We start from the raw sequence: 26,653 nt of genomic DNA, 5'->3' as shown, positions 1-26,653 counted from the left end.
CAGACCACCTGACACCGCCCCACGACACGCGAGCCCTCCGACACGGCCCCGTGAGCAAGGAACCTCAGCGCCTCATGACCAGCACCACACCAGAACGCACCGCCCCGCCCGGCGGGACCGAGTCGTCCATGACCCGTCGCGAGGTCATGGAGTCCCTCTCCGGGATCCTCCTCGGCATGTTCGTCGCGATCCTCGCGAGCTCGATCGTCTCGAGCTCGCTCCCCAAGATCGTCAGCGACCTGGACGGCTCGCAGTCGTCCTACACCTGGGTCGTCACCTCGACCCTGCTCGCCATGACGATCTCCACCCCGATCTGGGGCAAGCTCGCCGACCTCACCAACCGCAAGGTCCTCATCCAGGTCGCGCTCGTCGTCGCGGTCGTGTCCTCCGCCCTCGCAGGCCTGTCGCAGAACGTCGGGACGCTCATCGCGCTCCGCGCGTTCCAGGGCATCGGCGCGGGTGGCCTCATGGCGCTCGCCACGGTGCTCATCACCGACATCATCTCGCCGCGCGAGCGCGGCAAGTTCATGGGCCTCATGGGCGGCATCATGGCCGTCAGCCAGATCGGCGGGCCGCTCCTCGGTGGCGTCCTCACCGACGCCGTGAGCTGGCGCCTCAACTTCTTCGTCGGCCTGCCGTTCGCGATCGCCGCGATCATCGTGCTCCAGCGCACGCTGCACCTGCCGAAGGTCGCGCGCCGCGTCGTGCGCATCGACTACTGGGGCGCGATCCTCATCAGCGCCGGCGTCTCCTCGCTCCTGCTGTGGGTGACGTTCGCCGGGCAGAACTTCGAGTGGCTGTCGTGGCAGACGTTCGCGATGGTCGGCGGCGCGGTCCTCGCGCTCGTCGGTGCCGTGCTCGTCGAGCGCGTGACGCCCGAGCCGCTCATCCCGCTGCACCTGTTCAAGAACCGCACGTTCGTCCTCGCGGTCGTCGCATCCGTCGCGGTCGGCGTCGCGATGTTCGGGACCGCCGTGTTCCTCAGCCAGTACATGCAGGTGGCACGCGGCAAGACCCCGACCGAGTCGGGCCTCCTGACGGTCCCGATGATCATCGGCACGTTCGTCGCGTCGACCCTGTTCGGCCAGCTCATCACGCGCTACGGCCGCTACAAGGCCTTCATGGTCACGGGTGGCGCGGTCCTCGTGGCGTCGCTGTTCGCGCTGTCGACGATCGACTACCACACGAGCTTCACGCTCATCAGCGTCTACCTGTTCTTCCTCGGCGTCAGCATGGGCATGCTCATGCAGAACCTCGTGCTCGCCGTGCAGAACACGCTCGACGTGGACGAGATGGGCGCCGGCACCTCGACCGTCGCGTTCTTCCGCAGCCTGGGCGGCGCGATCGGCGTGTCCGTGCTCGGCGCGGTGCTCGCGACCAAGGTCACGACGTCGATCCAGGACGGTCTGACCAAGCTCGGCATCCCGGCCGACTCGATGGGCGGCGGCAACGCCGTGCCGGACGTGTCGACGCTGCCCGCGCCGATCAAGGACCTCGTCGAGAAGTCCTACGGCGACGGCATCGCTGAGATCTTCCTCGTCGCGGTGCCGCTCGCACTGATCGCGCTGATCGCCGTGTCGTTCCTCAAGGAGGTGCCGCTCGGCACCAAGACCGGCCTGCAGGAGCGCCTCGAGAAGGAGGCGGCGCTCGCCGGCAGCGAGGCCCCGGTCGACGCGACCCCCGGCCGCGTGACGCTGGCCGAGGAGACGGAGTCGACGCTCCTCGAGGCGTACGAGCCCGCAGGTGTGGTCGACGACGAGCGGTCGGCGCGCTCGACGGCCTGAGCGTCACCCGTACAGCTCCGTCGAGGGCGGTACCGGACCTGGTCCGGTACCGCCCTCGTTCGCGCCGGGCCGAGCGGCTCTCAGTGCGCCGTGATCAAGCCGTCAGATAGATCCGTCGGCGATGCAGCACGACGGCGAGCGTCGTCCAGAAGAGCAGCAGCGCGAGTGTCACGGCGATCTGCCCGGCCCAGCCGCCTCCGAGCGCGTTCACGGCCTGAAAGAGGACACCCTCCCCCGGCCCACCCGGGTAACGGCGCAACAACGAGCTGAGCACGTGGGACCCGAAGTAGACGAGCAGGCTGTTGCGCCCGAGCGCGACCAACCAGTAGAGGAGTGCGGCGTCCAGCACAGGACGCGACTCGATCTTGCGCGTCACGACGACCGCCAGGCCCATCGCGATCGCGACGCCTCCAGCGATCGCCAGGGCGAACGGCGGAGTCCAGAGCCTCTTCATCATCGGGAGGTCGGTGCCGAGCACGTCGGCCGCACGCGGAAGGAGCCAGGCCGCGGCCAGCAGGCCTGCGCCGAGAAGGGTCAGCGGAGCGACGTAGCGACGCAAGGGGACGTCATCCGACCGCCGGTGGATCGCGAGCACCAGGTGGCCGATCGTCGCTCCGGCAGCGACCGACACCATGGAACCGTAGATCGCGACGAGACCTTCCGGGTCGTGCCCCAGGAGACCACCCGCGTACATGTGACTGCCGAAGACGGCGCTGTCGATCGCCCCGGACGGGTTGCACTCGCGAGTGAGCGTGGAGTCGGGGCACCGCGTGCTCCACCACATGAGGAGCGCCGAGTACGTGGACGCGTAGAACGCTGTCCAGCCGAGCCACCCGCGCCAGGTCCTGGTGAGCTGGTGTCCTAGCGCCGTGAGCAGCACGACGACCGCGTAGAGCTGGAGGACCCCGGTAAAGCGCAGCTCTCCCAAAGACTGCGTGCCGTCGACGACCCAGTTGTAGACGAGCCCGAGCCCGAAGAGGACGACGACCCTGCGGGCGAAGCGGGGCCAGTCGGTACGTCTGTTGAGGGCGAAGGCGAGACCGCAGCCCGAGAGCGTGACGAAGATCGGAAAGATGACGTCTTCGAGGTTCACGCCGTCCCACGGGGAGTGGTGGAACGATGGCGGCAGGATCACCATGCTGTTGATCGTCACGGACGCGACGAGCATGATGCCGCGGAGCCAGTCAAGTGCAGCGATCCGTGTCGAGGGCCGGGTGCGAAGGGCGGTCGTCACGGTGCCACCCGGTTCCACGCACCGTAGTAGCTCAGGAAGGCCTGCTGACGCGACATGATGAGAGCCCGCCCGTTCCCAGCCTGGACAGGAACCTCGGTCTGCGGCCAGTGGTCACCGGGGAACGCGAGCCAGCCGTACCACGACTGCATCAGCCCGACGGGCACGCCGGTGTCGTCCGGGGCCTCGCACATCAACGAGCAGTAGGCGTCCTCGTCCAAGGCATGTCGGTAGGTGATCGCCATGGGCCGGGGCCACGTCGCCACGAGGTTTCCCTCGACCGCACCGAAGTCGTTCTGCGCGAGTGCCGACGACACGGCGAGGTGATCCGGATGCGGGTAGTCGGCGAACGCGGAGTTGCCCGTGCAGAGCTCCCGGCGGCAGTCCGGCGTCGCGACGACGCGAGACGGGTCGTTGAAGTACGACGCGCCGATGATGCGTGACAGGTCGAGCTCGGGCAGGAGGGTGCCCCGTTGTGCCAGCACCCACGCCACCATGTACTCGACCTCGTCGGCCGTCAGATTCCCGTCGCCGCCGTCGAAGGCGACCAGTGCGGCGTCCGCCCCTGCGGAGTAGAGGATCGGAGACGCCTGATCGTCGGTGTCGGTCGACCGCGGCACCATCCCGGTGGCCAGCTCCGGCGCGGGAACCGCCTGGAGCTCCGGAAGCTGTCCCGCCTCTGCGCCGAACGCGTCGCTCCCCTGACGGTCCGAGAGGTCGCGGTGAAAACCGAGCCAGGACGCGAGCCGCGCGGCCCGGCACTCCGCGCTCTGGCGGCCGGCCGGCGTCGGGACGGGCCACTCCCCGAGGGACGTGACCGACGGGCGCAGCAGGTCGGGCTCGCAGTATCCCGTCGACTCGCCCTGGGTCCCGACGACCCAGACGGTGTAGTCGTCGTCGTCTACCGCCGCCATCCCGAGGAGGTCGTCGTCCGGGTGCGGTGCGACGACGACCTGGAGGCGTCGTGGAGCGTCCAGCGTCGAGCAGCCTCCCAGGATGGTGGAGAGGACAACCGCGAGGAGTACCACGGTACGCACGGGACGACGCCTCACCTGGCTTCACCTCCCCCACGGACCACCCTCGGGCCCGGGAAAGGATACTCGACCCCGCCACGTCGTCTCGTCGCCCCGGAGGGGGTGAGGTTTTCCGGACGGGCGTGACCGCTTGCCGTCCCGGGCGTCAGAATGGGCGTGTGCCCGCCGAGACCGCTCCCACCCGCCCCGTTCCCGACGCCGTGCGCGCCGCCGAGCCGGACGTCGCGTACGTCGATCTCGAACGCGAGCTGCGGGTCCTGCTGCGCCGTGGAGGAGCGGCCGCCACGGCCATGGCGCGCCGGATCCACCCCGACCTCGAAGCGAGCGCCTATCCCCTCCTCGCGCACATCGCCGACCACCCGGGCGTCCGGGGCTCGGAGCTCGCCGCGCACTTCGGTGTCGGCCGCGCGACCATCTCGCGCCAGCTCAGCCGGCTCCACGCCCTCGGCCTCGTCGCCCGGGAGGTCGACCCCGACGACTCGCGCGGGCAGCTCATCACTCTGACGCCCGACGGCGAGGCCCGGCTCCACGCCGCGCACAGCGGGCGGGTCATCTCGATCACCGAGGCGCTCGACGGCTGGGACCGCGCCGACGTCGCGACGCTCGCGGACCTGCTGCACCGCTACTCCGAGGATGTCGTGCGCTGGGCCGCGAACCGGTGACGGCGCGCCCTCGCCCCGCGTGACCGTGCCCGACGGCGCGCGTCCGCCCCGCGGCGTCGTCACGCCCGTTCCCCCGCGGCCCCGGCGACGGCGGCGGTCGCTCGTCGCCCTCGTGCTCGGGCTCGTCGTGCTCGCCGGGCTCGTCGTCGCGACGCGCGTGCCGGACCCGTGGGGTGACGTCGGCGGTGACGTCCTGTACGCCGTCGCGACATACGTCCTCGTGGTCCTCGCGCTCGCGCGCGTGCGCCCCCTCGTCGCGGGCGCTGTCGCGCTCGGCTGGTGCTGGGCGGTCGAGGTGCTCCAGGCGACGGGTCTGGCCGCGGCCGTGAACGACGCGGTCCCGCCCGCGGCGTGGCTGCTGGGCAGCACGTTCGCGGTGCGGGACCTGGTCTGCTATCTGGTGGGCGTCGGGCTCGCGTGCGCGGTCGACGCGTGGGCCGGCGCCCGGTCGGCTACCCCTCGCCGGCCTGGAACGTCAGGCTGACAGAGTTCATGCAGAACCGGTCGCCCGTCGGGGTCTGAGGCGCGTCGTCGAACACGTGGCCCAGGTGCGACCCGCAGCGCGCGCAGCGCACCTCCGTGCGCACCATGCCGAGGCTGCGGTCCGTGAGGAGCTCGACGCGGTCGCCTGCGAGCGGGCTGAAGAAGCTCGGCCACCCGCAGTGCGAGTCGAACTTGGTGTCCGAGCGGAACAGCTCGTTGCCGCACGCCCGACACGCGTAGACGCCGACGCGCTTCTCGTCGAGCAGCTCGCCCGTCCACGCGCGCTCCGTCCCGGCCTGCCGCAGCACGGCGAACTCCTGCGGGGACAGCTCGGCACGCCACTCGGCATCGGTCTTGACGACGTCATAGGGCTGGTTCTCGTGGGTCTGGCTGGTCATGATCCACCTCCGACCATCCCAACCGCGCGCCCCGCTCCGGTGTTCCCGACGTCACCCCCCGCTGTGGGCATGAAATGGGCCCGGTCTCGACGAGAAGACCGGGCCCATTTCATGCCCACAACCGGGTGGGCGACGAGTCAGCGCGGGCTGGACGTCGAGTAGACCGTGCTCGAACCGCCGGCCGGGCGCTGCGCGCGGCCGCGGCCGCCGCGGCGGCGACCTGCGGACTGGCCCGTCGAGCCGTTCCCGGCGCCCGACGTGGCTCGGGCTTCCCGGCCGCCCCCCTCGGGTCGACCCGCCCCGGACGCGCGCTGCGCCGGGCGCTGACCGCCCTGGCCGCGCTGCGCCGTCGTGCCCTGACCGGCGCCCTGAGCCGCGGGGCGACCGCCGCCCTGGCCGCCGCGGTTGCGGCGCGACGCGCGCGACCCGCCGTTGGTGGACGTGGTGCCGCGCTTCGCCTGCGTCTGCGGCGGGGTGATGTCCGCCGGGCGCACGTACTCCGCGACCTCGCCGACGAGGCCCTTGATCGTCGCGTCGCCGGGGGCGACGGGCTTCGGCTGGGCCGTGATCTTCGCCTTGCGCGTGAGGTCGCGGACGTCGCCGCGCTGCTCCGGGAGCATGACGGTGACGACGACGCCCTCGGACCCGGCACGGGCCGTGCGGCCCGAGCGGTGCAGGTACGCCTTGTGCTCGGCTGGCGGGTCGACGTGCACGACGAGCTCGACGTCGTCCACGTGGATGCCGCGCGCCGCGATGTCCGTCGCGACGAGCACCTTCACCGCGCCCGAGGAGAACGCCTCGAGGTTGCGCTCGCGCGCGCCCTGGCCGAGGTTTCCGTGCAGGTCGACGGCCGGGACGCCGCTCGCGGTGAGCTGCTTCGCGAGCTTCTTCGCCTGGTGCTTGGTACGCATGAACAGCACGCGGCGGCCCGTGCCGGACGCGAGCTCGTGCACGATCTGCTTCTTCGCGTCCGCGTCGCGCACCGCGAGGATGTGGTGCGTCATCTGCGGGGGCGCGGCCGCGGCGTCGTCCACCGAGTGGCGCACCGGGTTGCTGAGGTAGCGCTTGACGAGCTGGTCCACGCCGTTGTCGAGCGTCGCGGAGAACAGCATGCGCTGGCCCTGCTTCGGGGTCTTGTCCATGATGCGCTTCACGCCCGGCAGGAACCCGAGGTCGGCCATGTGGTCGGCCTCGTCGAGCACGGTGATCTCGATGGCGTCGAGCGTGAGCAGGCGCTGGTTGAGGAGGTCCTCGAGGCGGCCGGGGCACGCGATGACGATGTCCACGCCCTTGTCGAGCGCGGCGACCTGGCGCGACTGCGCGACGCCGCCGAAGATCGTCGTCGTCACGAGGCCGAGCGCCTTGGCGACCGGCTCCATGGTGGCGTTGATCTGGTTGGCGAGCTCGCGCGTCGGGCACAGCACGAGGGCGCGGGGACGACGCGGCTGGCGCGACGACTTGGCCCACGACAGGCGCGAGACGGTCGGCAGCGAGAACGCGAGGGTCTTGCCGGAGCCCGTGCGGCCGCGGCCGAGGACGTCACGGCCCTTCAGCGAGTCGGGCAGGGTGGCGGTCTGGATGGGGAACGGGGAGTCGATGCCCTGGCGCGAGAGCTCGCGCACGACAGGGGTGGGCAGGCCGAAATCGGCAAAGGAAGTCACAGGTGATGGGCCTCTCGGGGCTCAAGGTCGGGGTCCGCCGCACGCAATCCGGGGGGATCTCCACGACGCGGGGCGCGCGGGATCGCGCTGCCCTCGAACCTCCAGTGTCTCATGCCCGACGCCGGAGCACGGGTGAGGTGCGTCTCGTCGCGTCGTCCGCGGGCACAGCAGGCTGTGGTGGAATGGCGCGCGTGCACGCGCTGACGCCCTCCCTCGCCGTAGCCCGAGCCGTGCTGTCCGACGGCGGGACCACCTCCGGCGGCGACGTCGCCGCGTCCGTGGGCGACGTCGTCGGGCAGGTGTGGCAGGCCGCGACGACGCCCGTCGCTCCCCCGGCCACCGCCGTCGTCGTCGCGATGGGCGCGCTCGCCCTGGCGGTCGTGCTCGTCACGCCGGTCTGGCGCGTCGCGCGGCACGTCGTGACGATCGCGCACGAGGCGTCGCACGCGCTCGCCGCGCTGCTCACCGGCCGGCGGCTCTCGGGCATCCGGCTGCACTCCGACACGTCCGGCCTCACCGTGTCGTCCGGCCGGCCGCGCGGGTTCGGCATGATCCTCACGGCGTTCATGGGCTACGTCGGCCCGGGCCTCATCGGGCTCGGCGCGGCCGCGCTGCTGCGCCAGGGCTACGCCGTCGGGCTGCTGTGGCTGCTCGTCGTGCTGCTCGCCCTCATGCTGCTGCAGATCCGCAACTGGTTCGGGCTGTGGTCCGTGCTCGTCACGGGCGCGGCGCTCGTCGGCGTGTCGTGGTGGGCGACGCCCGCCGTGCAGAGCGCCGTCGCCTACGCCGTCACGTGGTTCCTGCTGCTCGGCGCGGTACGGCCGGTGCTCGAGCTGCAGAGCGAGCGGTCGCGCGGACGGGCGTCGTCCTCCGACGCCGACATCCTCGCCCGCCTCACGCACCTGCCCGGGCTGTTCTGGGTAGGGGTGTTCCTCGTCGTCACGCTCGGTGCGGCGGTCCTGGGCGGGTCGTGGATCGTGGGACCGGCGGCCTGAGCGCCGCTCCCACGGCGGCTCCCGTCAGCGCGGGAGCTGGGCCCGCACGCTGACCTGGAGCTCGTCGCGCACGTCCGGTCCCCGCAGCTCGACGTGGAGCACGGTCCCCTCGTCGGTCCGCACGCAGACCTGCGCACCGTCGTCGAGCAGCGCCGCCGGCAGCGAGCTCCCCGGCACGTCCCGGGTGTCCCCCGCGGCCGCCTCGTAGCCCGCGACCCGGTCCGCGCACGACGCGGGGTCGACGTCGCCGTCGACGAGCGTCGCGCCCGACAGGAACGCGACCCGGTCGCCGTCCCACGCGATCTCGGAGCCGACCACGTGGGCGGTCGGCTCGACCGTCTCCCCGTCCAGGTCGACCTCGGTCCCGGGGGCGACGACGAGGTGCTGCTCGGCGGGCGGTGCCGCGGAGTCGTGCGCCGCGCGCGCGGTCGGCGCGTCGGCCGCAGGCTCCGCGTCCGGCGCGGGTGCCGCACCGCAGCCGGCGGCGAACGGCGCCACGCCGAGCGCGGCCAGAAGAGTGCAGGTGGTGGTCGTGGTCCTGGACGTCATCGTTCTCCCCCTTGCTCCCGGCCCGGTGGCCGGGTTCGGTTGATCGGGACAACCACGTCAGGGAGGGAGCAGCAGGGCGAGGCCCTGATACGAGCGCGGACACGACGACGGGCCGCCCGCCGGAGCGGACGGCCCGTCGTGCGACCAGAGACGCACCCGGAGGAGGAGGACGCGTCGTCGAGATCGTCCGGCGCGAACGCCGGGAGAACTGGTGGGTCAGCCCTGAGGAGTCAGGACGAACGCCGGACCCTGCGCGTTCGGGTCCGTGTCGAGCGTGAGGTTCGCGAGGGTCGGGGCCGTGGCAGACTCCACGAACACCTTCGCCTCCCCGTCCTCGACGACCGCGTCGTCAGGCTGCGGGCCGGGCACGAGCGCGAGCTCGAAGCTGCCCGCCTGGTCCGCGGACTCGGCGATCCGCAGACCGCCTCCCTCCGGGACACCGGCCTGGGTCTGCAGGTCGTGGACAGCGGTACGGGCGTTGTCGGTCAGGGTGAGCACGAGAGCTCCTCTCGTCGCCGGGCGGAGCCCTGCGGGACACGTCCGTGCGGCCCACGCCTGGCCGGCGTGACCTGCCGTCGGTGCACCCTCCCGCGGGCCCCTCGGTCCACTCCACCGAAACAAGAACGGGCTCGACTCGCAAGCGAATCGCCCGATTCTCACCGAATTTCTCACGGAGCAAGACCGCGCGTGACAGCGCCCGACGACGCGCGTAGGGTCCGCGCCCGCGCGCTCGTGACACCGAGGTCGGCAGCTCCTGCCGAGGTCGGCGATCCCCGTTGCCGATCTCGACCGGAGCTGCCGAACTCGACGCGAACTGCCAACTCAGGCACGCGGGTAGCCTGTGCCTGGGCGCCGGCGGCGTCCAGGGCCTCTAGCTCAATTGGCAGAGCTGCGGACTTTTAATCCGTAGGTTGTGGGTTCGAGCCCCACGGGGCCCACCTGGAACATCCCACAAGACGCGTCGATCACGGACGCGCGTCTCCCGGCGCGACCGACGTCGGCGGATCGGCGAGGACCCTGCGCCGCGTCAGCGGGCACGGCGACGGAGGACGACGTGCTCCGCGGTCACCAGGGCCGCGCACCCGAGGAGCACGAGCGCGACCGTCATCCAATTGGCCTGGACGCACGCGTCGGTCGCGTCGGACGACAGGGGGTTCAGTCCCCCGAGCGGCTCCTCGATGCACGTGGATCGCCGGCCGTCGTCGGTGACGTCGCGTGGCGCCGTGGTGACGAGCATCAGGACCAGGAGGAGCAGGACGGTCGTGGCGGCGAGGACAGCGCGGAACCGCTGGCCCGGGGCGCCACGGTGCCGCACCGCCGGCCACACCGCGGCGGCCAGGAGTGCGAGGAATGCGCACAGCACGAGGATCGTGGACGGCATCGTTGCCCGAGCGTACTGCGACCCGCTGGCACGCTCAGGTCGCCGCGCGGCGTGTGCGCCGTCTGTTCATCCGTTGTTGGTTGTGCCCCGCACCCGGGGGCCGGAACGTCGGGTCATGGCGATCGAGGACGAGGACCGCGAGATCGACGTCGTGGTCGAGCGGATCTGCGCACGCTTCCCGGAGGTGCCGGTCGACGACGTCCGCGACCAGGTGCTGGCGGAGCTCGGGCGCTACCAGACCGCGCACGTGCGCGACTTCGTCCCGGTCCTGGTGGAGAACGTGGTGACGGACGTGCTGCGGTCGGGCAGCCGACCGCCCCGCCCCGCGCGGAGGACGCCGCGACCGGACCGATGAGTCCTCGTGTGGGCGACCGTCGGTAGGTTCACCGGCGGGTCGAGCGGCCCGCCCCCGACGACGAGGAGCACGCATGTCCTTCCAGGCCTATCTCGACGCGGTCGAGGACAAGACCGGCCTCACCCCGCGCCAGCTCGTGGACCTCGCGCACGAGCGCGGGTTCGACGAGTCCACGAAGGCCACGCCGATCCTCGAGTGGCTCAAGGACGACTACGGGCTCGGGCGCGGTCACGGCATGGCGATCGTGCACGTCATCACCAAGGGCCCGCAGATCTCGTCGAAGCACGTGGGGTCCGACGGCTCGCACCGCGACGAGTCCGACACCCTGTGGCTCGACGGCAAGGCGACCAAGCCTGCCTGACGCCCCACGGACGACGCGTGGGTCGCGCCGGGCGCACCGGTGCCCGACGACGTCCCGCGAGCGGGCGGCGTCGGGCACCGGGCATGCTGCCGGGTCAGGGACCGGGCGGCGTCAGAACGACCAGCGCTGGGCCGCGCTCTGGTTGCAGGTCCAGAGCTGGACCTTCTGGCCGTCGTGGAGCGGCGCCCCACCCTGGGCGTCGAGGCACTTGCCGGACTGCGGGTTGCGCAGCGCCTGGGTGCCGGCGTCGTAGACCCACTTCTGGGCGCCCGTGCCGTTGCACGTGTAGATCCAGACGACGGTGCCGTCCGCGGTCCCGCTGCGCGCGACGTCGAGGCACTTGCCCAGCGCCCGCACCGTCCCGTCGGACCCGCGCGTCCACTGCTGCGCCGCGTTGCCGCTGCAGCTCGCGAGCTGGACCTGGTTGGTGTCGGTCGGGTCGGCCCACGGCACGTCCAGGCACAGCGCGGCGGTGGCGCGGATCGTCCCGGTGCCGGTCGGCAGCCCGCCGCCCGGGTTCGGCTCCTCGGTGCCGCCCCCGCCGTCGCCGATGGGCGTCGCGGTGCCCGTGAACGGGTCGAGCTTGATGTACGCGGCGGTCGGGTTGCCGTCGTGGACGAGCGACTCGTGCGCGCCGACGTCGTCGAACGCGAACGCGTACGCCTTGCCGTTCGCCATCTGCTGGTGCGCGAGCTTGGCATACACGTTCGTCCGCGAGTCCTGGTAGAAGCCGGCGTTGCTCGTGTCGGGCTGGTTCGGGTTCGTCAGCGCCGTGGTGCGCACGAGCGCGGCGCACAGCGTGCGGGCGATCGGGCCGACGACGTGGTCGTTCGGCGCCTGGAGGTCCTTGTGGCACCCGTACACGCTCGACGCGTCGGGCTTCTTGAAGGCCGCCACCTCGGCCCCGGACCCGTTGCGGAAGCGGAACCAGTCGCCGTCGACCCGCCCGCGGAACTGCGTCCCCGGCTCGTGGGAGAACGGCGTGACGACCATGTCGCGCGTGCGGTAGGAGTTCCACACCTCGGTGACGTAGGAGTCGATCGACGCCGAGGAGACCTTCCCGACGTCGATCCCGTGCGACGGGTTGAGCGCGCGCAGGCGGCTCCCGTCGGGCGCGCGCTGCACGAGCCCACCCCACCCGGCGCCCTCCAGCGCCGTGTAGAAGGCCTCGTAGCCGTTCGGCTTGAGCATGCCCGTGCTGAGGACGTGCCCGTCGGACCGCTTCACCCCGACCTGGTACGGCGCGGACCAGTGGTCCACCTGCGTGCTGTTGATCCAGATGCCGCCGTCGTTGAGCGTGTACTCGGTCCAGTTGAAGAGGATGTTGCGGTTGGGGTCGGAGTCGTTCTGGACCGCGGGCTGGACGAGCCTCCCGTCGAGCACGATCTGGAACGTCATCTTCTGCCCGTACGAGTAGTAGACGCGCCCGGAGAGCTTGGGGAGCTGGATCGTCACGGACTGGCCGGGGCCGGGGCCCGCGATCGACGCGTCGGGTGCCGGGACGGGCACGGGCCCCACTCCTCCGGGCCACGGGTGGAACGTGCCGCCCGCGTCGGCCCACCCGGCGACGCCGTCGCGCTCGCCGAGGACGTACAGGTAGATCGGCCCCTTGCCCGAGTCGTTGGTGATCGTGAGCGGGATGGTCGCCGGGACCGCGCTCGCGGGGGCCGCCGTACCGACGACCGCCCCGCTCACCGCGAGGACCGCCGCGCACAGCGCGGCCCACGCTCGTCTGCTTCTTCTCCGCCTGTCGAGATTCATGCCGGATCTGCTCCTTGTTCGGTTACTCCGTCGTCACCGCACTCGCCGGACCGGCCCGGCGACAGCGCCGTCCCACACCGGTGTGGGAGCGCTGCCACGACCGTAGCGGACCGCGGGCGTCCACGCTAGGGAGCGCTCCCACGGCGTGGGCGGAACCCTCGTCCGGCACGCCCGTAGACTCGAACGAGTGCAGTGCCACCACTACGACGCCGGCCGGTGCCGGTCGTGCAGCCTCCTCGAGCTGGCGTACCCGGCGCAGCTGACCGGCAAGCAGGAGCACTGCGCCGACCTGCTCGCGCCGCTCGCGCCCGACCTGACCTGGCTGCCCACGGTCGAGTCCGCGGAGTCGGCGTTCCGCAACAAGGCGAAGATGGTCGTCACCGGCACCTCGGACGCCCCCGTGCTCGGCATCCTCGGCGAGGGCGGCGGCGTCGACCTCACCGACTGCCCGCTCTACCCGCCCGCGCTCCAGGCGTCGTTCCCGGCGTTCGCGCAGTTCGTCACGCGCGCGCGGCTCGTCCCCTACGACGTGCGCGCCCGCCGCGGCGAGCTCAAGTACGTGCTCGTCACGCTCTCCCCCGACGGCGACCTCATGGCGCGGTTCGTCCTGCGCTCCACCGAGTCGTTGCCCCGCATCCGCAAGCACCTGCCGAGCTTGCTCGCCGCGCTCCCCTCGCTCCGCGTCGTCTCGGTGAACCTCCACCCGGAGCACAAGGCGGTGGTCGAGGGCGAGACGGAGATCCTCCTCACGGACGCCGAGACGCTGCGCATGCGCGTCAACGGGATCGACCTGCACCTGCGCCCGCAGAGCTTCTTCCAGACCAATACCGACGTCGCCGCCGCGCTCTACCGCCAGGGTCGCGAGTGGGTGGACGACGCCGCGCCCGCCACCGTCTGGGACCTCTACTGCGGGGTGGGCGGGTTCGCGCTGCACGTCGCCGGGCCGGGCCGGGACGTCGTCGGCGTCGAGACGAGCGCCGAGGCCGTGGCGAGCGCACGGCTCACCGCGCGCGACGCGGGCCTCGACCGCACGACGTTCCTCGCGCACGACGCGACGGCGTTCGCGCTGTCCCGGCAGGACGTGCCCGACCTCGTCGTCGTCAACCCGCCGCGGCGCGGGATCGGGGAGACGCTCAGCACGTGGCTCGAGGAGTCCGGCGTCGGGCACGTCGTCTACTCGAGCTGCAACGCGACGTCGCTCGCGCGCGACCTCGCGCTCATGCCGTCGCTGCGCCCGCGCGCCGCCCGCGTGCTCGACATGTTCCCGCAGACGTCGCACTACGAGGTCGCGGTCCTGCTCGAGCGCGCCTGACCACGCCGCTCGTACGGCTGCCGATCTCGCGGTCAGGCCGGCTCGCCCGCGCGCCGCGCGGCCTCCACGGCGGAGGCCTCCAGCCGCTCGCGGTACGCCGCCCACTCGTCGTCCCCCAGGTCGGGGAGGTTGCCGCGGTCGTCCCCCGCCGCGCCGTCGACGAGCTCGCGGACGATGTCGGCGTGGCCGGCGTGGTGCGCGACCTCGTCCAGGACGTGGACGAGCGCGAGGAACAGCGAGATCTCGCGGCGCTCCGGCGGCCACCACGGCACCTCGCCGCGCGCGTCGAGGTCGAGCGACGCGACCGTCGCGTCGCACAGCGCCGTCGACGCCCGGAAGAAGTCGAGGGCCTCTTCGCGCGACTCGTCCGCCGTCGCCCACATGTCCGCGTTGACCTCGGCGTCGTCGTCGAACCAGGGCATCGGGAGGTCGTGCGTGCCGCCGAACGCCTCGTGGAGGTAGCCGAGCTGCACGCTGCCCACGTGCTTGACGAGTCCCAGGAGGTTGGTGCCCGTCCGGGTGAGCGGACGACGCACGTCGTGCTCGCCCAGCCCTTCCGCCCTCGCCAGCAGCACCTCGCGCTCGCGCGTCAGGTACCGCTGCAGCGTCGCCTTCGGGTCGTGGTCGTGCGTCGTCGCGCCCATCCCTCGGACGCTACTCCCGCCCACCGACGCCGGTGCCAGACTCGGCTCATGGGCACCGTGCACGCACAGATCACCGACCGGCTGGCGTCGTTCGTCCTCGCGCAGCCGGTGTTCTTCGTCGGCACCGCGCCGCTCGCGGCCGACGGGCACGTCAACGTCTCGCCCAAGGGCATGGCGGGCACGTTCGCCGTGCTCGACCCGCACCGCGTCGCCTACCTCGACTACACCGGGTCAGGCGCGGAGGCTCCCGCGCACCTGCGGGAGAACGGCCGCATCGTCGTGATGTTCTGCGCGTTCTCCGGGCCGCCCAACATCGTCCGGTTCCACGGCACCGGCCGGTACGTCGAGGCCGGGAGCGCGGAGTTCGACGCGCTGCGCGGGCACTTCGCCAAGGCGGAGACCGCCGGGCAGCGCGGCGTCGTCGTCGTGGACGTCACGCGCGTCTCCGACTCGTGCGGGTTCTCCGTCCCGCACCTCGAGCTCGTCGAGGACCGCGACCTGCTCGACCGCTGGGCCGGTCGCAAGACGCCCGAGCAGCTCGACGACTACCGCGTCACCAAGAACTCCACGAGCATCGACGGCCTCCCCGCGATCGGCGACCCTGGCGAACCTGTCAGCGCGTCGTCGCGGTCGAGCGCGACCACTCGCTGACACGTCGAAGCGTCCGTCCCCCGCCCCGTCAGGGGTCGGGGGTCGTCGCGTCGAGGTAGGCCCGGCCGCGCGGGGAGAGGCGGTAGCCGACGTCGAGGCTCTCGGTGAGGCCGAGCTCCTTGAGCCGGCGCACGCGCACCTTGAAGTCGTCGCGCGCCATCCCCAGGCCCGCGGCGAGCTCGCGCGCGACGACGCCCTCGTTCGCCGCGACGAGCTCGAGGTACTGCCGGGTCCACGGCGCCGTGGCGGCGCGGTCCTTGCGGCCCAGCGCGGCGCGGATCTGCTCGACGGCGGCCGCGTCCAGGTCGGCGTCCTCGCGCAGCGCGACGCGCGGGTCGGGGCCCGCGAGCCGGATGCCCACGCGGTAGAGGTCGCCCTCGCGCGCGGCGCCCCGGGCGAGCACGCGCTCCGGGGAGGCGATCCCGGCCAGGCGTGCCTCGTCGTCGGACACGAGCGGCGCGCCGTCCGCGCCGGAGGGTACGCGCTCGACCGACGTCACCTCGACGACGCCGATCCGCGTGCGCTGGAGCGTCCCGACCTTCACGCGCGGCGTCGTCCAGCGGCGGAACGCCAGCGTCACCGTCCCGTCCTGGAGGCCGCGCAGCGTGCGGGCGTCGAGGAGCACGCCTCCGAGCGTACGACGGCGCCGCCCCGATCTCCCGAGGGAGAGCCCCGGTCACGCGAGGTAGAGACGTGGCCATGACCAGGCCTCTACCCCGGCGAACCTGGGCTCTCCCTCGCCGTACCAGGGCTCTACCTCGGCGGGTCGGGTCTCGGGACCCGGTCAGGCGAGCTCGGGGCGGCGGGCGACGGTGAGGACGTGGGTGTCGGGCCAGTCGACGGGCTCCCCGGTCATGGCGTCGTGCAGCGCCGCGACGGGCGCGAGGGCGTGCTCGACGACCCACTCGTTGCGCCACGCGCCGCTGCCCGGCTCGAGCTCGAAGCCGGCGTCCGCGAGCAGGTCCGCCCACCGCGGGCCGCTGAGGTCGCAGAACCGCTCGTGGCACTCGGACAGCCAGTTGTCGACGTAGTCCTTGCGGGTCAGGAACTCCATGGCCTCGCGCAGCGTGAGCCGCCACGACCCGGGGCCCAGCCGCGCGGGCGCGAACGCCGCGCCGGACAGGCGCGGGAAGTCGTGCGCGAACTGGACCAGGCGCGCGTCGGTGGACAGCGCCCCGACCCACGCGGCGACGTCCGTGCGCGCGAGGTCGTCGAGGTCCGTGCGCGCGCCGCCCGGACCGTCGCCTGACGCCGCGGCGCCGTCGTCGGTCCGCAGCGTCAGCACGACGCCGCGGTCCGGCTCGGCGGGGCCGCACACGTCGGAGTTGATCCACACCCCGCCGGGCCGGGTGTGGGCGTGGACGCGGCGCGCGAACGTCTCGACGTCGCGCACGCCGTCCCCGTACGAGGAGACCTCGTGCGTGAGGGCGATCGTGAGGGTCGTGTCGACGGTCGCGTCGGGCATCACGGACCGGTCGAGGATGTTGGCCTGCACGAACCACACGTGGGGGTTCGCGAACACGCCCTGGGCCTTCTTGTGCTCGGCCTCCGCGACGAGGTGCCGCGCGACGTCGACCCCGAACAGGTCGGACTCGTGCAGGCGCGGCTCGCGCGCGACGTGCTCCAGGAGGCCGCCGGTCGCGCAGCCGATGTCGACGATCCGACCGGGACGCACGTGCGGCGCCACCTGGGCCCACTTGCGCGCGGACGCGTCCTCGAACGCGGCCGCGTAGGTGCGGTAGTCGCGCGTCGAGGTGAGATCGCCGTCGCCGGAGACGACGGGGTCGGCGAAGATCCGCCGCACGTCCTCGACGAACCGGTAGCGCGCGTAGAACTCGGGCACGGCCGGGTGCGCGACCTCCTGCCAGCCCTCGTCGCCCCCGGCGATCTGCTCGACGACGTCCCACGGCCGGGCGGGGAGCCGGCCGCCGGGCTCGGCGGCGTCGAGCTCCACGCCCGCGACGCGGTAGCCGAGGGCGCGGTACGCCTCCACGAGGGCGGGGGTCGAGCACGCGACGACGGTGTCGGCGGGGTCTGGCGCGACGCCCGTCGCCGTCGCGACGCTCGTCACGACGAGGTGGGCGAACCGGTCGTCCGGCGCGACGTCGGGCACGGGGACGACGACGGACGCGAGCCCCTCCCGGGTCGTCACGTTCTCGACGAGCGCCTCGCGGCGGTGGCCCGGCAGCGGGTTGCGGCGCGTGCCCGCATGGTTCGCGGACGTGACGACCCAGACGACCTCGACGTCCGGGGCGCAGCGCACGCGGCGCCCGTCGAGGTCGCGCACGAGCCCGGCGCGCAGCGCCCGCAGGTAGTCGACCTGGTAGCGCGTGACGACGTGGTGACGGCCCGGGAACAGGACGCGGCGGACGGGCGGGCCGTCGGGGGTCGGGTGCACCCGCACACCGTGCGGCGTGACCGCGCCTCGGTGCAAGCCGTCTCACGGCTCGGCACGCATCGCCGCCGGTGTGTTCGCTCTCCGTGAAGCCCGCCTGCCCGAGAACCCGCAGGTCGACGGCGCGCGCGGGGGCGAGCGCTCCCCGATCGGACGGTCCTGGACGGCCGTCCACGATGCGGAGCACAGGGGACGTATGGGACGGTGTTCGCGATGTTCTGGATCGTGGCAGGGGCTGTGCTCGTCGTGTCCGGCCTCGCGATCGCCGCGACGGCCGCCCGCGGCGCGCGCCGGGCCGGCTCCACGGGGGCGAACGGGATGGCCATCGCCGTCGGCGGGGGCCTCGTGATCTGGGGCGCGATCGCCCTGACCGTCGGGTTCCTCACGCAGGACTGAGCGTCGTCTCCCGCGCGTCGACGACCTCCGCGCCGGACACCACCCCCGAGAGCCCGCGCCGCCCGGGCGTGAACGGGACCGCGACGACCGACACCAGGGCGAACAGCCACGCGACCGGCGCGGCCACGTCGCCCGCGACCGCGAGCGCCGTCGGGACGTCCGTCGGCAGGTCGGCGAGGAGGCCCAGCGCCCCCCACAGCGCGCCCCCGGCCGCCGCGCGGGCGACGCGCTGCGCCGTCGTGCCGGGCCGGCCCGCCCAGCGCGGCGCGAGCCACACGGTCCGTTGCCCCCAGGACGCGCCGCTGTCGAGGAACGTCGGCACGACGAACACGAGCGCGAACGGGACGAGGGTGCCGAGCAGCCACTGCGGCCAGTCCGTCCCGTCGGGCAGCGGACGCCCGAGCAGGAGGAGCACCGTGCGGTAGCCCACCTGCAGCACGACGCCGAGCACGGTGACGAGCAGCGCATCGAGCAGCATCCCCAGCCAGCGACGCGACACCGTGACGGGCCGCGCCTCGCCCCGGCGCGCCTCGAGCTCCGCCGCGCGCGGCATCCATCGCAGCAGGAGCGGGGCTGCGAGCGCCCCGAGGAGCGCTCCGAGCGTGTTGGTCAGCACGTCGTCGACGTCGGCGACGCGGTACGAGCACGGGATGATCCCGAAGATCCCCGTGTACTGCGTGGTCTCGATGAGCAGCGACGCGGCGAGGCCGGACAGCGTCGCGACGACGACGCCACGCCCCAGGTAGCGGCGCACGAGGAGGCCCCACGGGACGAACAGGACGACGTTGAACACGACCTGGAGCACGGCCGCGCTGCGCAGGGTCGCGCCGGGGCCGAGGCCCGCGGTGTCGCGCCGGATGTCGGCCAGGGAGTGGAACGGCACGAGCTCCGCCCCCGCGACGCCGTACCGGGCGCACCACTCGGCGAGATCCCCGCTCGGCAGCGGCAGGAGCGTGTACGCGACGAGGGCCACCCCGTAGACGGCGACGGCCGCGGCCCCGACCAGGCGGCGGCCGCTGAGCCCGCCGTACCGGCGCGACTGCCACGCGAGGGCGGGCACGAGGAACGCGGCGAAGAGCAGCGCCCCGCCGATCACGCCGACGTACGCCGGCCACGTCCACCGGTCGATCACGCGCGCACCCCGCAGGGCTCGGGGACGGTTCGGCGTGCGCGGGCGGGGGTCGTGGTCACGCGCCCCAGTATCGCGGCGGCTCCCGCGGCGGCGCGCTCCGGCACCGCGTTCACGCGCGCTCCGGCACCACGTTCCGGCACCGCGTCCCGGCACCGCACCGCCCTCGTGCCCGGCGCGCCCCGGCTCCCGCGCGAGCACCGACGACGACCGGCCCCGTACCCGAGGACCTTCGGCGCGACGTGCCGACCGGACCGCGGCCTAGCGTGGAGGTGCGGTCGGTCGCCACGGCCCGCCGAGGTCTCACCGAGGACCGGTCCGGGGACCGCCCGCCGCGCACCGAGCGGTGCGCGCGGCCCGACGGACGAGGTGAGGACGATGAAGGCGGCGCGGTACCACGGCAAGGAAGACCTCCGGATCGAGGACGTCCCGGAGCCCGAGACCCGGCCGGGGACCGTGAAGATCCGGCCCGCATGGACGGGCATCTGCGGGTCCGACCTGCACCTCTACCTCGAGGGCCCGTTCCCGCCCGCGCCGTCCGCGACCGAGCCGCACCCGCTGTCGGGCGAGACGCTGCCCGTCGTGTTCGGCCACGAGTTCTCCGGGGTCGTCGAGGAGCTCGGCGAGGGAGTCGACGGGCTCGCGGTCGGGGACGCCGTCGTCGTGGAGCCCTTCATGGTGTGCGGCGAGTGCCCGCCGTGCCGCGACGGCCTCTACAACGCGTGCGTGAAGATGGGCTTCATCGGGATCTCCGGCCGCGGTGGCGGGCTGTCCGAGCACATCGTGGTCGAGCGCCGCTGGGTGCACCCCGTGGGCGACGTCCCGCTGGACCAGGCCGCGCTGATCGAGCCGCTCGCGGTCGCGTACCACGGCGTCCGGCTGTCCGGGGCGCAGGCGGGCGACACGGTCCTCGTCGGCGGGGCGGGGCCGATCGGCCTGCTGACGTGCGCCGTCCTGCACGCGATCGGGGCGCGCGCGGTCGTCACCGAGGTGAGCGGGGCGCGCAAGGCCAAGGCGCTGGAGACCGGCGTGGCCGACGTCGTGCTCGACCCGCGCGAGGTCGACGTCGCCGCGCACGTCCTCGAGCTCACCGACGGCCGCGGCGCGGACGTCGCGATCGAGTGCTCGGGCGCGCAGCCGGTGCTCGACACGCTGACGCACGCGCTCAAGGCGGGCGGGACGCTCCAGATCGTCGCGCTGTTCTCCGCGCCGCCGACCCTCGACGTCATGACGGTGCTCCTGCGGGAGCTCACCATCAAGGGCGCCATCGGGTACGCGGACGACCACCCCGCGGTCATCCGGCTCGTCCAGGAGGGCAAGGTCGACCTCGCCCCGTTCGTCACGGGCCGCATCGCCGTCGAGGACGTCGTGGAGAAGGGGTACCGCGAGCTCATCGACCACAAGGACGACCACGTGAAGATCGTCGTGTCGGTGTGAGACGGCGGCCCGCGGCCCCCCGTCCCCGGGGCCGCGGGCCGCGCTCGACCCGTGCTCGTCGACGTGCCGCGCTCGACCTGCGGCGCGCCGCCCGGCGTGCCACGGTGGAGGTTCACGAGCCCCCGGGAGGTTCGGCATGGACGTCCTCGCCGCCCACGGCGACGCGATCGGCGCGTTCGACGCGCTCGTCCGCCCGCTGCGCGACGACCAGTGGGCGCTGCCCACCCCGGACGCCGACTGGACGGTGCGCGACCTCGTCAACCACCTCACGGCCGAGCAGCTCTGGGCGCCCGAGCTGCTCGCCGGGCGGTGGATCGAGGACGTCGGCACCGTCTTCGACGGCGACGTGCTCGGCGAGGACCCCGTCGACCGGTGGGTCGACGCGTCCGTCGAGGCCCGCGAGGCGTTCCTCGCGCCCGACGCCCTGGACCGCCGGGTGCACCTGTCCTACGGCGACGAGTCGGGCGCGGAGTACTGCGCCCAGATGACGTTCGACCTCGTGGTGCACGCCTGGGACCTGGCCCGCGCCGTCGGGGCGGACGAGGCGGGCGAGCCCGCGCTGGTCGCGTGGGCGCTGCACTACGCGGAGTCGCGCTCGACGTTCCTCGAGCCGGGCCCGTTGTTCCGCGGCCCGCTCGACGTCGACGACGGCGCCGACGACCTCACCCACCTGCTCGCGCTCACGGGCCGCCGCCGCTGAGGGCTGCACGCCGGGTGAACGTTCGCGGAACGGTCCGTCCCGCGGGTGGCCCGGCAGGACGGCGGCGCGGGTCGCGCGCGAGACTGGCCCCATGCCCTCCACCGCCGCTGGTCGTCCGCCGGAGCAGCGCACGACTCCGCACCGTGCCCGCCTGCTCCAGCCCGCCGCGGACCGCGGGGGCCGCCCGCTCGTCGTCGGGCACCGCGGCAACTCGTCCGTGGCGCCGCAGAACACCCTCGCGGCGTTCGAGGCCGCGGCGCGGGCGGGTGCCGACGCGATCGAGCTCGACGTGCACCTCACGGCCGACCGGCAGGTCGTCGTGCTGCACGACGACGTCGTGGACGAGACGACGGACGGGACCGGCCGCGTGGACGGGCTCACGCTGGCCGAGGTGCGCGCTCTCGACGCCGGGTCGTCGTTCTCGCGCGCGTTCGCGGGCCAGCGCGTGCCGACGTTCCAGGAGGCGGCGCGGCTCGTGGCCGCGCGGCCCGGGCTCGGGCTGCTGGTCGAGCTCAAGGGCGTGTGGACGGTGGAGGACACCCTGCTCGTGACGAAGCAGGTGGACGACGCGGGCCTCGCCGACCGGGTGCTCGTCCAGTCGTTCTGGCCGCCCACGGTCGCCGCGCTGCGCGACGCCGCGGGGCACCTCGACCGCGCGCTTCTGCTCGCGCTGCACCCCGACAGCCTCGGTGAGCTCGTCAGCGTGTGCGCCGACCTGGGGGTCGTGGCCTGCAACCCGGAGGTCGCGCTCCTCGCGCACGAGCCGGGCCTCGTGGACACGCTCCACGAGGCGGGGCTGCGCGTGCACGTCTGGACGGCGAACACGACGGACGAGTGGGACGACCTCCTCGTGCAGGGGGTCGACGGCATCATGACCGACCGGCCGGACCGGCTCGCCGGCTGGCTCGACGCGCGGTTCGAGGGTCTCGACGGGTGAGCCTGCCGCCGCGCCCCTAGCGTGGACGGATGAGCGCCACCCCGACGCCCTCGCCCGGTCCGCTCCCCACCCCGCCCGACCCGTCCGGACAGGGACCCGCACGCGTCCCGGCGGTGTGCGTGCTCGCGCTGACACCGCTGCTCACCGTGGAGATCGAACCTGCCGGGCCGTTCGAGACGTCGCCCGAGGTGCACGTCCACCCCGGTGGCCAGGGCCTGTGGCTCGCACGGATGGCGTACTCGCTCGGCGCGCAGGTCGTGGTGTGCGGGCCGTTCGGCGGGGAGACGGGGACGGTCGCGGCACACCTCGCGCGCGCCGAGCACCTCGACCTGCGCGCGACGACGACCGGTGGCAACGGCGCGTACGTCCACGACCGCCGCAGCGGGCACCGGGAGGAGGTCGTGACCATGGACCCGTTCCCGCTGAACCGGCACGAGGTCGACGACCTCTACGGGACGGTGCTCGTGTCCGGCCTCGACGCCGCGGTGACCATCCTCACCGGGTCGGAGACCGCGATCGGGGTCCCGGCGTCGTTCTTCGGGCGGCTCGCGCGCGACCTGCACGCCTCGGAGCGCCAGGTGGTCGCCGACCTCTCCGGGGAGCAGGCGCGCGCCGTGGCCGACGCACCCGGCGCGGTGCTCAAGATCAGCCACGAGGAGATGGTCGACGGCGGGTTCGCCGACGACGACACCGAGGCGGCCCTGCTCGCCGCCGCGCGCGGCATGGTCGACGCCGGGCCGCGCGCGGTCGTCGTGTCGCGCGCGCACGACCCCTCGCTGCTCGTGACGCGCGAGCACACGTACACCGTGCGCACACCGCGCATCACGACCGTCGACCACCGCGGCGCGGGCGACTCCATGACGGCGGGCATCGCCGTCGGGCTGGGCCGCGGTCTCGAGCTCCCGGACGCCGTGCGCCTCGGTGCCGCGGCGGGCGCGCTCAACGTCACGCGGCGCGGGCTCGGCACGGGCCGCCGCGACCAGATCGAGCGCCTCGCGCGCCGCATCACGGTGCGCGAGGCCCGCACCTGAACCCGACCGACCCCGACCGACCCCGACCCACGACCACAGAGGAGAACCACCGTGCGCGCCTTCGTGACCAACGACGACGGGATCGACTCGCCCGGCCTGGCGGTGCTCGCCGGGGCGGCGCTCGACGCCGGCTACGAGGTCGTCGTCGCGGCCCCCGCCCGCGAGTCGTCGGGCGCCAGCGCGTCCCTGCTCGGCGCCGAGCTCGACGGCCGGCTCGCCGTCGAGCCACGCCGGGCGCCGGGCCTGCCCGACGACGTGACCTCCTACGCCGTCCGCGCCGCGCCCGCGCTCATCGCCTTCGTCGCCGCCTACGGCGGGTTCGGCCCCCGGCCGGACCTCCTGCTCTCGGGGGCGAACAAGGGCGCCAACACGGGGAACGCGATCCTGCACTCCGGGACGGTGGGCGCGGCGCTGTCGGCGATGACGCACGGGATCCGGTCGCTCGCCGTCTCGGTCGACGCCGCGGAGCCGCAGCACTGGGACACCGCGCGGCTCGTCACCGACCACGTCCTCGCGTGGATGGACGACGCCGCGTCGCGGGACGTCCCGCTCGACCGGCGCACGCTCAACGTCAACGTCCCCGACGTCCCGCCGGACCGGCTGCGCGGGCTGCGGCAGGCTCCGCTCGCGACGTTCGGGCTCGTGCAGGCGAACATCCACGAGGACGGCGACCGGCACCTGGTGCTCCAGTACTCCGGCACGGAGCGGCACTCCGAGCCCGACTCCGACACCGGCCTGCTCACGCGCGGCTGGGCCACCGCGACGCTCCTCGTCGCGCCGTACGCCGACGCGACGGTCGAGGTCCCTGGCCTGACCTGAGCCCCGCTCGTGGGGTCGGTCGAGCAGGGGGACGCGTCCGGGTCCGGTCCTCAGCCTCGGGGGCGGCGGTCGCCGTCCCCCGGGTCGCCGTCCCCGTTGTCCCCGGGGACGCCGTCCCTGTCGTCGGCGGGGTCGCCCGATCTCGCCTCGTCGGTGGCGTCCTCGTCGGGCACGGCGCCGTGCTCGGCCGTGCGCTCGCGCTCCTCGATGACGTCCTGGCCCGGCCCCGCGAACGCGCGCGACCGCTCCTCCCCCTCGGGGGTCCCGCTGAAGAAGGCGGACTCCGCGGCCTCAGGCGTCGCGTCGTCGTGCCCGACGACGGGGAGCGGCCGGGTCCCTCCCGGCACCTCGGCGTCGTGTCCGGTGCGGGCGCCGACGTCCCGCTCGTCCGGTCGCCCCACCGGGCCCGGCACGACCCCGACGAGGCGCGTCGGGTCCTCGCTCGGCGCGGCGCCCGCGCCCGCTCCCGCGCGCCGGATCGTCCCGAGGACCACGGGCGCGTCGGCCCGCCGCGAGCCACGCTCGGCGGGCAGGCGAGGCGGGCGCGCCGGGGCGACGGGTGCCCCGTCCCCGTCCTCGGCGGGGCCCACCACGTCGCCTCGGGCGCCGTCGCTCGCCGCGGCGGCCGACCCGTCGTCGGCCACGTCGACAGCGTCCGCCGCCCGTTCGAGCCGTGTGCGCGGCAGACCTTGTGGCGCCGCGCGCTGGAGCCAGTCGACCAGGCCCTCGCGCACGAAGCACCGCAGGTCGAACAGCGTCGGGGCGTCGTGCGCGCTCACGAGGGCGCGGACCCGCACGAGGCCCCCGACGGCGTCGGTCACCTGGAGGATGCCGACGCGCTCGTCCCACAGGTCGGTGAGCGCGAGCAGACGCCGCAGCTCGGCCCGCATCGGGCCCACCGGCACCTCGAAGTCGAGGTCGAGCTCGACGGTCCCCAGCAGGTCGGCGGCGCGGCGGGTCCAGTTCTGGAACGGCGTCGTCGTGAAGTACGTGGACGGCATGATGAGGCGGCGGTCGTCCCAGAGGTGCACCACCACGTACGTCATGGTGATCTCCTCGATCCGGCCCCACTCGCCCTCGAGGACCACGACGTCGTCCACGCGGATCGCGTCGGTGAACGCGATCTGCATCCCTGCGAACACGTTCGCGAGCGACGTCTGCGCCGCGAGGCCCGCGACGATCGAGATGAGCCCCGCCGACGCGAGCAGGCTCGCCCCGGCGGCGCGCGCCGCCGGGAAGGTGAGCAGGATGCCCGCGACCGCGCACACGACGATCACCGCGACGGTGAGCCGGCGCAGCACCGTGATCTGCGTCCGGACGCGGCGCGCGTGCCGGTTGTCCGCGGTGTCCATGCGGTAGCGCTGCAGCGCGGAGTCCTCGAGCACGAACGCGATCGCGCCCACCCACCACGCGCCGACCACGATGAGCGCGATGAGCAGCAGGTGCTCGACGGCGGGGCGCCACGGCGTCGAGGCGTCGGTCGTGAGGCGGACCGCGACCCACACCGCGACGACGGTCAGCACGGCCCGGTCCGGTCGGCGCAGCCGCCGGGAGAGGTCGCGGGCGAGCTCGCTGCGCCGACCGGCCCGGCGCACGACGGCCGAGATCACGGTCCCCAGGACGAACGCGACGACGACACCCGCCGCGACCGCGCCCAGCGTGACGAGCACGTCGGTCGTGTTCTCCAGCTCGGCGTCCATCACCTCAGGCTAGGCAGACCCGCCCGCCGTCACCTCCGGGCCGCCCCTCGTGCGGGACCGCGGCGGGCGGGCGAGCCACGGCGCCAGGAGCCGCGTCACGCGCGGCAGCACCAGGTAGGTCATGACCGGTGTGAGGACGAGCGTCGTGGCGAGGACGCGCGGGACGACCGGGACGGCGTCCCACGCCGGGACGAGCGCCCCGACGAGGAGGGTGAACGCGAGGTTCACGGGGAAGAACCCCAGCCAGATGCTCACCGACTGCTTCCAGCGCGGAGGCGCCGCCGCTGCCGCAGCACCCGGCGCCGCCGGCACGCTCGCCGCCGGGGCGTCGAACCAGCCCTCGATGCCCGTGCGCCGCTCGACCCGCGTCTCCTCGACGAGGTCGCGGCCCTGCGCGAGCCAGCGCACCCGGTCCGGCGACGTCTCCCACGCGTCGAGCGTGGTGGCGTCGGCGAAGCGGTAGAGCATGTGCCAGTCGTGCGACCCGGCGGACGCCCGCACCCAGCCGGAGCCGAGGAACCCCGGGTAGCGGTTGGCGAGGTTGACACCGGTCTGCACCCAGCGCGTGACCGCGGGGACGTTCTCGGGCAGGACCCTCCGCTCGATCGCGACGGTCACCGGCCCGGCGGCGGGGGTGACGAGCGGACGGTGGTCGGCACGGGCGGGCGGGGTCGGGCGCAGGGCACGGGCGGGGTCGCCGCCGGTCCGCCGCTCGCCCTCGGGGACGTCGTGGGTCATGGGACGAGTGAACGTGCCGGGTGTTTCCGGGTCGTGAACGCGCGCGGGCGCGGGACGGATCGTCCCGCGGGTCGGGACGAGGGCCGACGCGCGGGCCGGGCGGCCCAGG

Annotated in this window: 28 protein-coding genes and 1 tRNA gene; 15 read left to right on the top strand and 14 right to left on the bottom strand. The window is 73.8% G+C overall.

Translation table 11 applies throughout. The annotated features are described in order from the left end of the window. Nucleotides 1-74: 74 nt before the first annotated feature. Nucleotides 75-1,784, top strand: a complete 1,710-nt coding sequence (locus tag JOE63_RS05265; RefSeq protein ID WP_087471043.1) for an MDR family MFS transporter — start codon at nucleotides 75-77, stop codon at nucleotides 1,782-1,784. A 94-nt stretch (nucleotides 1,785-1,878) separates the two neighbouring features. On the opposite strand, the gene JOE63_RS05260 is transcribed toward JOE63_RS05265, so the two are convergent. Continuing rightward, nucleotides 1,879-3,018, bottom strand: coding sequence for a heparan-alpha-glucosaminide N-acetyltransferase domain-containing protein (locus JOE63_RS05260; RefSeq protein WP_087471042.1), 1,140 nt, complete (start codon nucleotides 3,016-3,018; stop codon nucleotides 1,879-1,881). Continuing rightward, complete coding sequence (locus JOE63_RS05255) at nucleotides 3,015-4,052, bottom strand: hypothetical protein (RefSeq protein ID WP_087471041.1); 1,038 nt, start codon at nucleotides 4,050-4,052, stop codon at nucleotides 3,015-3,017. The genes JOE63_RS05260 and JOE63_RS05255 overlap by 4 nt, the downstream gene beginning before the upstream one ends. 155 nt (nucleotides 4,053-4,207) lie before the next feature. Here JOE63_RS05255 and JOE63_RS05250 point away from each other — a divergent pair, with 155 nt between their 5' ends. Both JOE63_RS05250 and JOE63_RS05245 read left to right on the top strand, forming a co-directional pair. Beyond that, a complete protein-coding gene (locus tag JOE63_RS05250; protein WP_244286031.1) occupies nucleotides 4,208-4,711 on the top strand; it encodes a MarR family winged helix-turn-helix transcriptional regulator in 504 nt (167 codons plus the stop codon). Nucleotides 4,712-4,730: 19 nt separating this feature from the next. Continuing rightward, complete coding sequence (locus JOE63_RS05245; RefSeq protein ID WP_157759577.1) at nucleotides 4,731-5,195, top strand: ribosomal maturation YjgA family protein; 465 nt, start codon at nucleotides 4,731-4,733, stop codon at nucleotides 5,193-5,195. Here JOE63_RS05245 and msrB read toward each other — a convergent pair. Together msrB and JOE63_RS05235 are read right to left on the bottom strand one after the other, a co-directional pair. Then, complete coding sequence (gene msrB, locus JOE63_RS05240; RefSeq protein ID WP_087471039.1) at nucleotides 5,164-5,592, bottom strand: peptide-methionine (R)-S-oxide reductase MsrB; 429 nt, start codon at nucleotides 5,590-5,592, stop codon at nucleotides 5,164-5,166. The genes JOE63_RS05245 and msrB overlap by 32 nt on opposite strands. Nucleotides 5,593-5,729: 137 nt before the next feature. Continuing rightward, entirely contained in the window at nucleotides 5,730-7,253 is a 1,524-nt protein-coding gene (locus JOE63_RS05235) for a DEAD/DEAH box helicase (RefSeq protein WP_087471038.1), read from the bottom strand. A 278-nt stretch (nucleotides 7,254-7,531) separates the two neighbouring features. On the opposite strand from JOE63_RS05235, the gene JOE63_RS05230 reads away from it, so the two are divergent. Beyond that, the gene (locus tag JOE63_RS05230; RefSeq protein WP_307840294.1) at nucleotides 7,532-8,248 is read left to right on the top strand and encodes a M50 family metallopeptidase; all 717 of its coding nucleotides are present in this window, start codon (nucleotides 7,532-7,534) and stop codon (nucleotides 8,246-8,248) included. Nucleotides 8,249-8,272: 24 nt separating this feature from the next. Here the strand turns inward: JOE63_RS05230 and JOE63_RS05225 are convergent, their stop codons facing one another. Beyond that, complete coding sequence (locus JOE63_RS05225; RefSeq protein ID WP_204539684.1) at nucleotides 8,273-8,797, bottom strand: hypothetical protein; 525 nt, start codon at nucleotides 8,795-8,797, stop codon at nucleotides 8,273-8,275. 216 nt (nucleotides 8,798-9,013) lie between these two features. After that, a complete protein-coding gene (locus JOE63_RS05220; RefSeq protein WP_087471035.1) occupies nucleotides 9,014-9,295 on the bottom strand; it encodes a HesB/IscA family protein in 282 nt (93 codons plus the stop codon). 367 nt (nucleotides 9,296-9,662) lie between these two features. Here JOE63_RS05220 and JOE63_RS05215 point away from each other — a divergent pair. Next, nucleotides 9,663-9,735, top strand: a tRNA-Lys gene (locus tag JOE63_RS05215). Between the two features lie 89 nt (nucleotides 9,736-9,824). Here JOE63_RS05215 and JOE63_RS05210 read toward each other — a convergent pair. After that, nucleotides 9,825-10,178, bottom strand: coding sequence for a hypothetical protein (locus JOE63_RS05210; protein WP_204539681.1), 354 nt, complete (start codon nucleotides 10,176-10,178; stop codon nucleotides 9,825-9,827). A gap of 115 nt (nucleotides 10,179-10,293) precedes the next feature. On the opposite strand from JOE63_RS05210, the gene JOE63_RS05205 reads away from it, so the two are divergent. Both JOE63_RS05205 and JOE63_RS05200 read left to right on the top strand, forming a co-directional pair. Beyond that, nucleotides 10,294-10,533, top strand: a complete 240-nt coding sequence (locus JOE63_RS05205; protein WP_087471033.1) for a three-helix bundle dimerization domain-containing protein — start codon at nucleotides 10,294-10,296, stop codon at nucleotides 10,531-10,533. Nucleotides 10,534-10,606: 73 nt separating this feature from the next. Further along, nucleotides 10,607-10,894 (top strand): DUF4287 domain-containing protein, encoded by a 288-nt coding sequence (locus tag JOE63_RS05200; protein ID WP_087471032.1) that lies wholly within the window; start codon nucleotides 10,607-10,609, stop codon nucleotides 10,892-10,894. A 111-nt stretch (nucleotides 10,895-11,005) separates the two neighbouring features. On the opposite strand, the gene JOE63_RS05195 is transcribed toward JOE63_RS05200, so the two are convergent. Further along, a complete protein-coding gene (locus JOE63_RS05195; RefSeq protein ID WP_204539679.1) occupies nucleotides 11,006-12,655 on the bottom strand; it encodes a glycoside hydrolase family 64 protein in 1,650 nt (549 codons plus the stop codon). A gap of 187 nt (nucleotides 12,656-12,842) precedes the next feature. On the opposite strand from JOE63_RS05195, the gene rlmC reads away from it, so the two are divergent. Continuing rightward, a complete protein-coding gene (gene rlmC, locus JOE63_RS05190) occupies nucleotides 12,843-13,967 on the top strand; it encodes a 23S rRNA (uracil(747)-C(5))-methyltransferase RlmC (RefSeq protein WP_087471030.1) in 1,125 nt (374 codons plus the stop codon). Nucleotides 13,968-13,999: 32 nt separating this feature from the next. Here the strand turns inward: rlmC and JOE63_RS05185 are convergent, their stop codons facing one another. Further along, nucleotides 14,000-14,611 carry a DinB family protein gene (locus tag JOE63_RS05185; RefSeq protein WP_204539676.1) on the bottom strand — a complete coding sequence of 204 codons (612 nt, stop codon included), beginning with the start codon at nucleotides 14,609-14,611 and terminating at the stop codon, nucleotides 14,000-14,002. Nucleotides 14,612-14,659: 48 nt separating this feature from the next. Here JOE63_RS05185 and JOE63_RS05180 point away from each other — a divergent pair, with 48 nt between their 5' ends. Continuing rightward, nucleotides 14,660-15,262 carry a pyridoxamine 5'-phosphate oxidase family protein gene (locus JOE63_RS05180; protein ID WP_087471028.1) on the top strand — a complete coding sequence of 201 codons (603 nt, stop codon included), beginning with the start codon at nucleotides 14,660-14,662 and terminating at the stop codon, nucleotides 15,260-15,262. A gap of 28 nt (nucleotides 15,263-15,290) precedes the next feature. Here the strand turns inward: JOE63_RS05180 and JOE63_RS05175 are convergent, their stop codons facing one another. Continuing rightward, on the bottom strand, nucleotides 15,291-15,887 hold the full coding sequence (locus tag JOE63_RS05175) for a hypothetical protein (RefSeq protein ID WP_204539674.1): 597 nt from the start codon (nucleotides 15,885-15,887) through the stop codon (nucleotides 15,291-15,293). A gap of 159 nt (nucleotides 15,888-16,046) precedes the next feature. Then, entirely contained in the window at nucleotides 16,047-17,660 is a 1,614-nt protein-coding gene (locus tag JOE63_RS05170) for a class I SAM-dependent methyltransferase (RefSeq protein WP_204539671.1), read from the bottom strand. 210 nt (nucleotides 17,661-17,870) lie between these two features. Here JOE63_RS05170 and JOE63_RS05165 point away from each other — a divergent pair, with 210 nt between their 5' ends. Then, complete coding sequence (locus JOE63_RS05165; protein WP_157759575.1) at nucleotides 17,871-18,053, top strand: hypothetical protein; 183 nt, start codon at nucleotides 17,871-17,873, stop codon at nucleotides 18,051-18,053. Here JOE63_RS05165 and JOE63_RS05160 read toward each other — a convergent pair. Beyond that, complete coding sequence (locus JOE63_RS05160; RefSeq protein ID WP_204539668.1) at nucleotides 18,040-19,185, bottom strand: VanZ family protein; 1,146 nt, start codon at nucleotides 19,183-19,185, stop codon at nucleotides 18,040-18,042. The genes JOE63_RS05165 and JOE63_RS05160 overlap by 14 nt on opposite strands. A gap of 375 nt (nucleotides 19,186-19,560) precedes the next feature. On the opposite strand from JOE63_RS05160, the gene JOE63_RS05155 reads away from it, so the two are divergent. From JOE63_RS05155 to surE, 5 genes are all read left to right on the top strand, one after another. Next, entirely contained in the window at nucleotides 19,561-20,619 is a 1,059-nt protein-coding gene (locus tag JOE63_RS05155) for a 2,3-butanediol dehydrogenase (RefSeq protein ID WP_204539665.1), read from the top strand. Between the two features lie 136 nt (nucleotides 20,620-20,755). Continuing rightward, the gene (locus JOE63_RS05150) at nucleotides 20,756-21,319 is read left to right on the top strand and encodes a TIGR03086 family metal-binding protein (RefSeq protein WP_204539662.1); all 564 of its coding nucleotides are present in this window, start codon (nucleotides 20,756-20,758) and stop codon (nucleotides 21,317-21,319) included. A gap of 91 nt (nucleotides 21,320-21,410) precedes the next feature. Continuing rightward, complete coding sequence (locus JOE63_RS05145; protein WP_204539659.1) at nucleotides 21,411-22,256, top strand: glycerophosphodiester phosphodiesterase; 846 nt, start codon at nucleotides 21,411-21,413, stop codon at nucleotides 22,254-22,256. Nucleotides 22,257-22,285: 29 nt separating this feature from the next. Beyond that, nucleotides 22,286-23,287 (top strand): 1-phosphofructokinase family hexose kinase, encoded by a 1,002-nt coding sequence (locus JOE63_RS05140; protein ID WP_204539656.1) that lies wholly within the window; start codon nucleotides 22,286-22,288, stop codon nucleotides 23,285-23,287. Nucleotides 23,288-23,338: 51 nt separating this feature from the next. Beyond that, complete coding sequence (surE, locus tag JOE63_RS05135; RefSeq protein WP_204539653.1) at nucleotides 23,339-24,106, top strand: 5'/3'-nucleotidase SurE; 768 nt, start codon at nucleotides 23,339-23,341, stop codon at nucleotides 24,104-24,106. Nucleotides 24,107-24,156: 50 nt separating this feature from the next. Here the strand turns inward: surE and JOE63_RS05130 are convergent, their stop codons facing one another. Both JOE63_RS05130 and JOE63_RS05125 read right to left on the bottom strand, forming a co-directional pair. Beyond that, nucleotides 24,157-25,806: a mechanosensitive ion channel domain-containing protein gene (locus JOE63_RS05130; RefSeq protein WP_204539650.1), complete on the bottom strand. Its 1,650-nt coding sequence runs from the start codon at nucleotides 25,804-25,806 to the stop codon at nucleotides 24,157-24,159. Between the two features lie 9 nt (nucleotides 25,807-25,815). Next, nucleotides 25,816-26,544 (bottom strand): antibiotic biosynthesis monooxygenase, encoded by a 729-nt coding sequence (locus JOE63_RS05125; protein ID WP_157759573.1) that lies wholly within the window; start codon nucleotides 26,542-26,544, stop codon nucleotides 25,816-25,818. Nucleotides 26,545-26,653: the final 109 nt, after the last annotated feature.

Origin of the sequence: Cellulosimicrobium cellulans (assembly GCF_016907755.1) — a bacterium.
GTDB lineage: Bacteria > Actinomycetota > Actinomycetes > Actinomycetales > Cellulomonadaceae > Cellulosimicrobium > Cellulosimicrobium cellulans_D.
Note: the sequence above shows the minus strand (reverse complement) of the source record. Positions and strands in the feature narration are given on the sequence as shown.

Bases quoted from the DNA above. Each gene is read 5' to 3' on its own strand.
- JOE63_RS05225 (WP_204539684.1), bottom strand. From the start codon at position 8,797: ATGACGTCCAGGACCACGACCACCACCTGCACTCTTCTGGCCGCGCTC.
- JOE63_RS05210 (WP_204539681.1), bottom strand. From the start codon at position 10,178: ATGCCGTCCACGATCCTCGTGCTGTGCGCATTCCTCGCACTCCTGGCC.
- JOE63_RS05205 (WP_087471033.1), top strand. From the start codon at position 10,294: ATGGCGATCGAGGACGAGGACCGCGAGATCGACGTCGTGGTCGAGCGG.
- JOE63_RS05145 (WP_204539659.1), top strand. From the start codon at position 21,411: ATGCCCTCCACCGCCGCTGGTCGTCCGCCGGAGCAGCGCACGACTCCG.
- JOE63_RS05265 (WP_087471043.1), top strand. From the start codon at position 75: ATGACCAGCACCACACCAGAACGCACCGCCCCGCCCGGCGGGACCGAG.
- JOE63_RS05155 (WP_204539665.1), top strand. From the start codon at position 19,561: ATGAAGGCGGCGCGGTACCACGGCAAGGAAGACCTCCGGATCGAGGAC.
- JOE63_RS05180 (WP_087471028.1), top strand. From the start codon at position 14,660: ATGGGCACCGTGCACGCACAGATCACCGACCGGCTGGCGTCGTTCGTC.
- JOE63_RS05200 (WP_087471032.1), top strand. From the start codon at position 10,607: ATGTCCTTCCAGGCCTATCTCGACGCGGTCGAGGACAAGACCGGCCTC.
- JOE63_RS05140 (WP_204539656.1), top strand. From the start codon at position 22,286: ATGAGCGCCACCCCGACGCCCTCGCCCGGTCCGCTCCCCACCCCGCCC.
- JOE63_RS05150 (WP_204539662.1), top strand. From the start codon at position 20,756: ATGGACGTCCTCGCCGCCCACGGCGACGCGATCGGCGCGTTCGACGCG.
- JOE63_RS05125 (WP_157759573.1), bottom strand. From the start codon at position 26,544: ATGACCCACGACGTCCCCGAGGGCGAGCGGCGGACCGGCGGCGACCCC.
- JOE63_RS05185 (WP_204539676.1), bottom strand. From the start codon at position 14,611: ATGGGCGCGACGACGCACGACCACGACCCGAAGGCGACGCTGCAGCGG.
- JOE63_RS05195 (WP_204539679.1), bottom strand. From the start codon at position 12,655: ATGAATCTCGACAGGCGGAGAAGAAGCAGACGAGCGTGGGCCGCGCTG.
- msrB (WP_087471039.1), bottom strand. From the start codon at position 5,592: ATGACCAGCCAGACCCACGAGAACCAGCCCTATGACGTCGTCAAGACC.
- JOE63_RS05165 (WP_157759575.1), top strand. From the start codon at position 17,871: ATGTTCTGGATCGTGGCAGGGGCTGTGCTCGTCGTGTCCGGCCTCGCG.
- JOE63_RS05130 (WP_204539650.1), bottom strand. From the start codon at position 25,806: ATGGACGCCGAGCTGGAGAACACGACCGACGTGCTCGTCACGCTGGGC.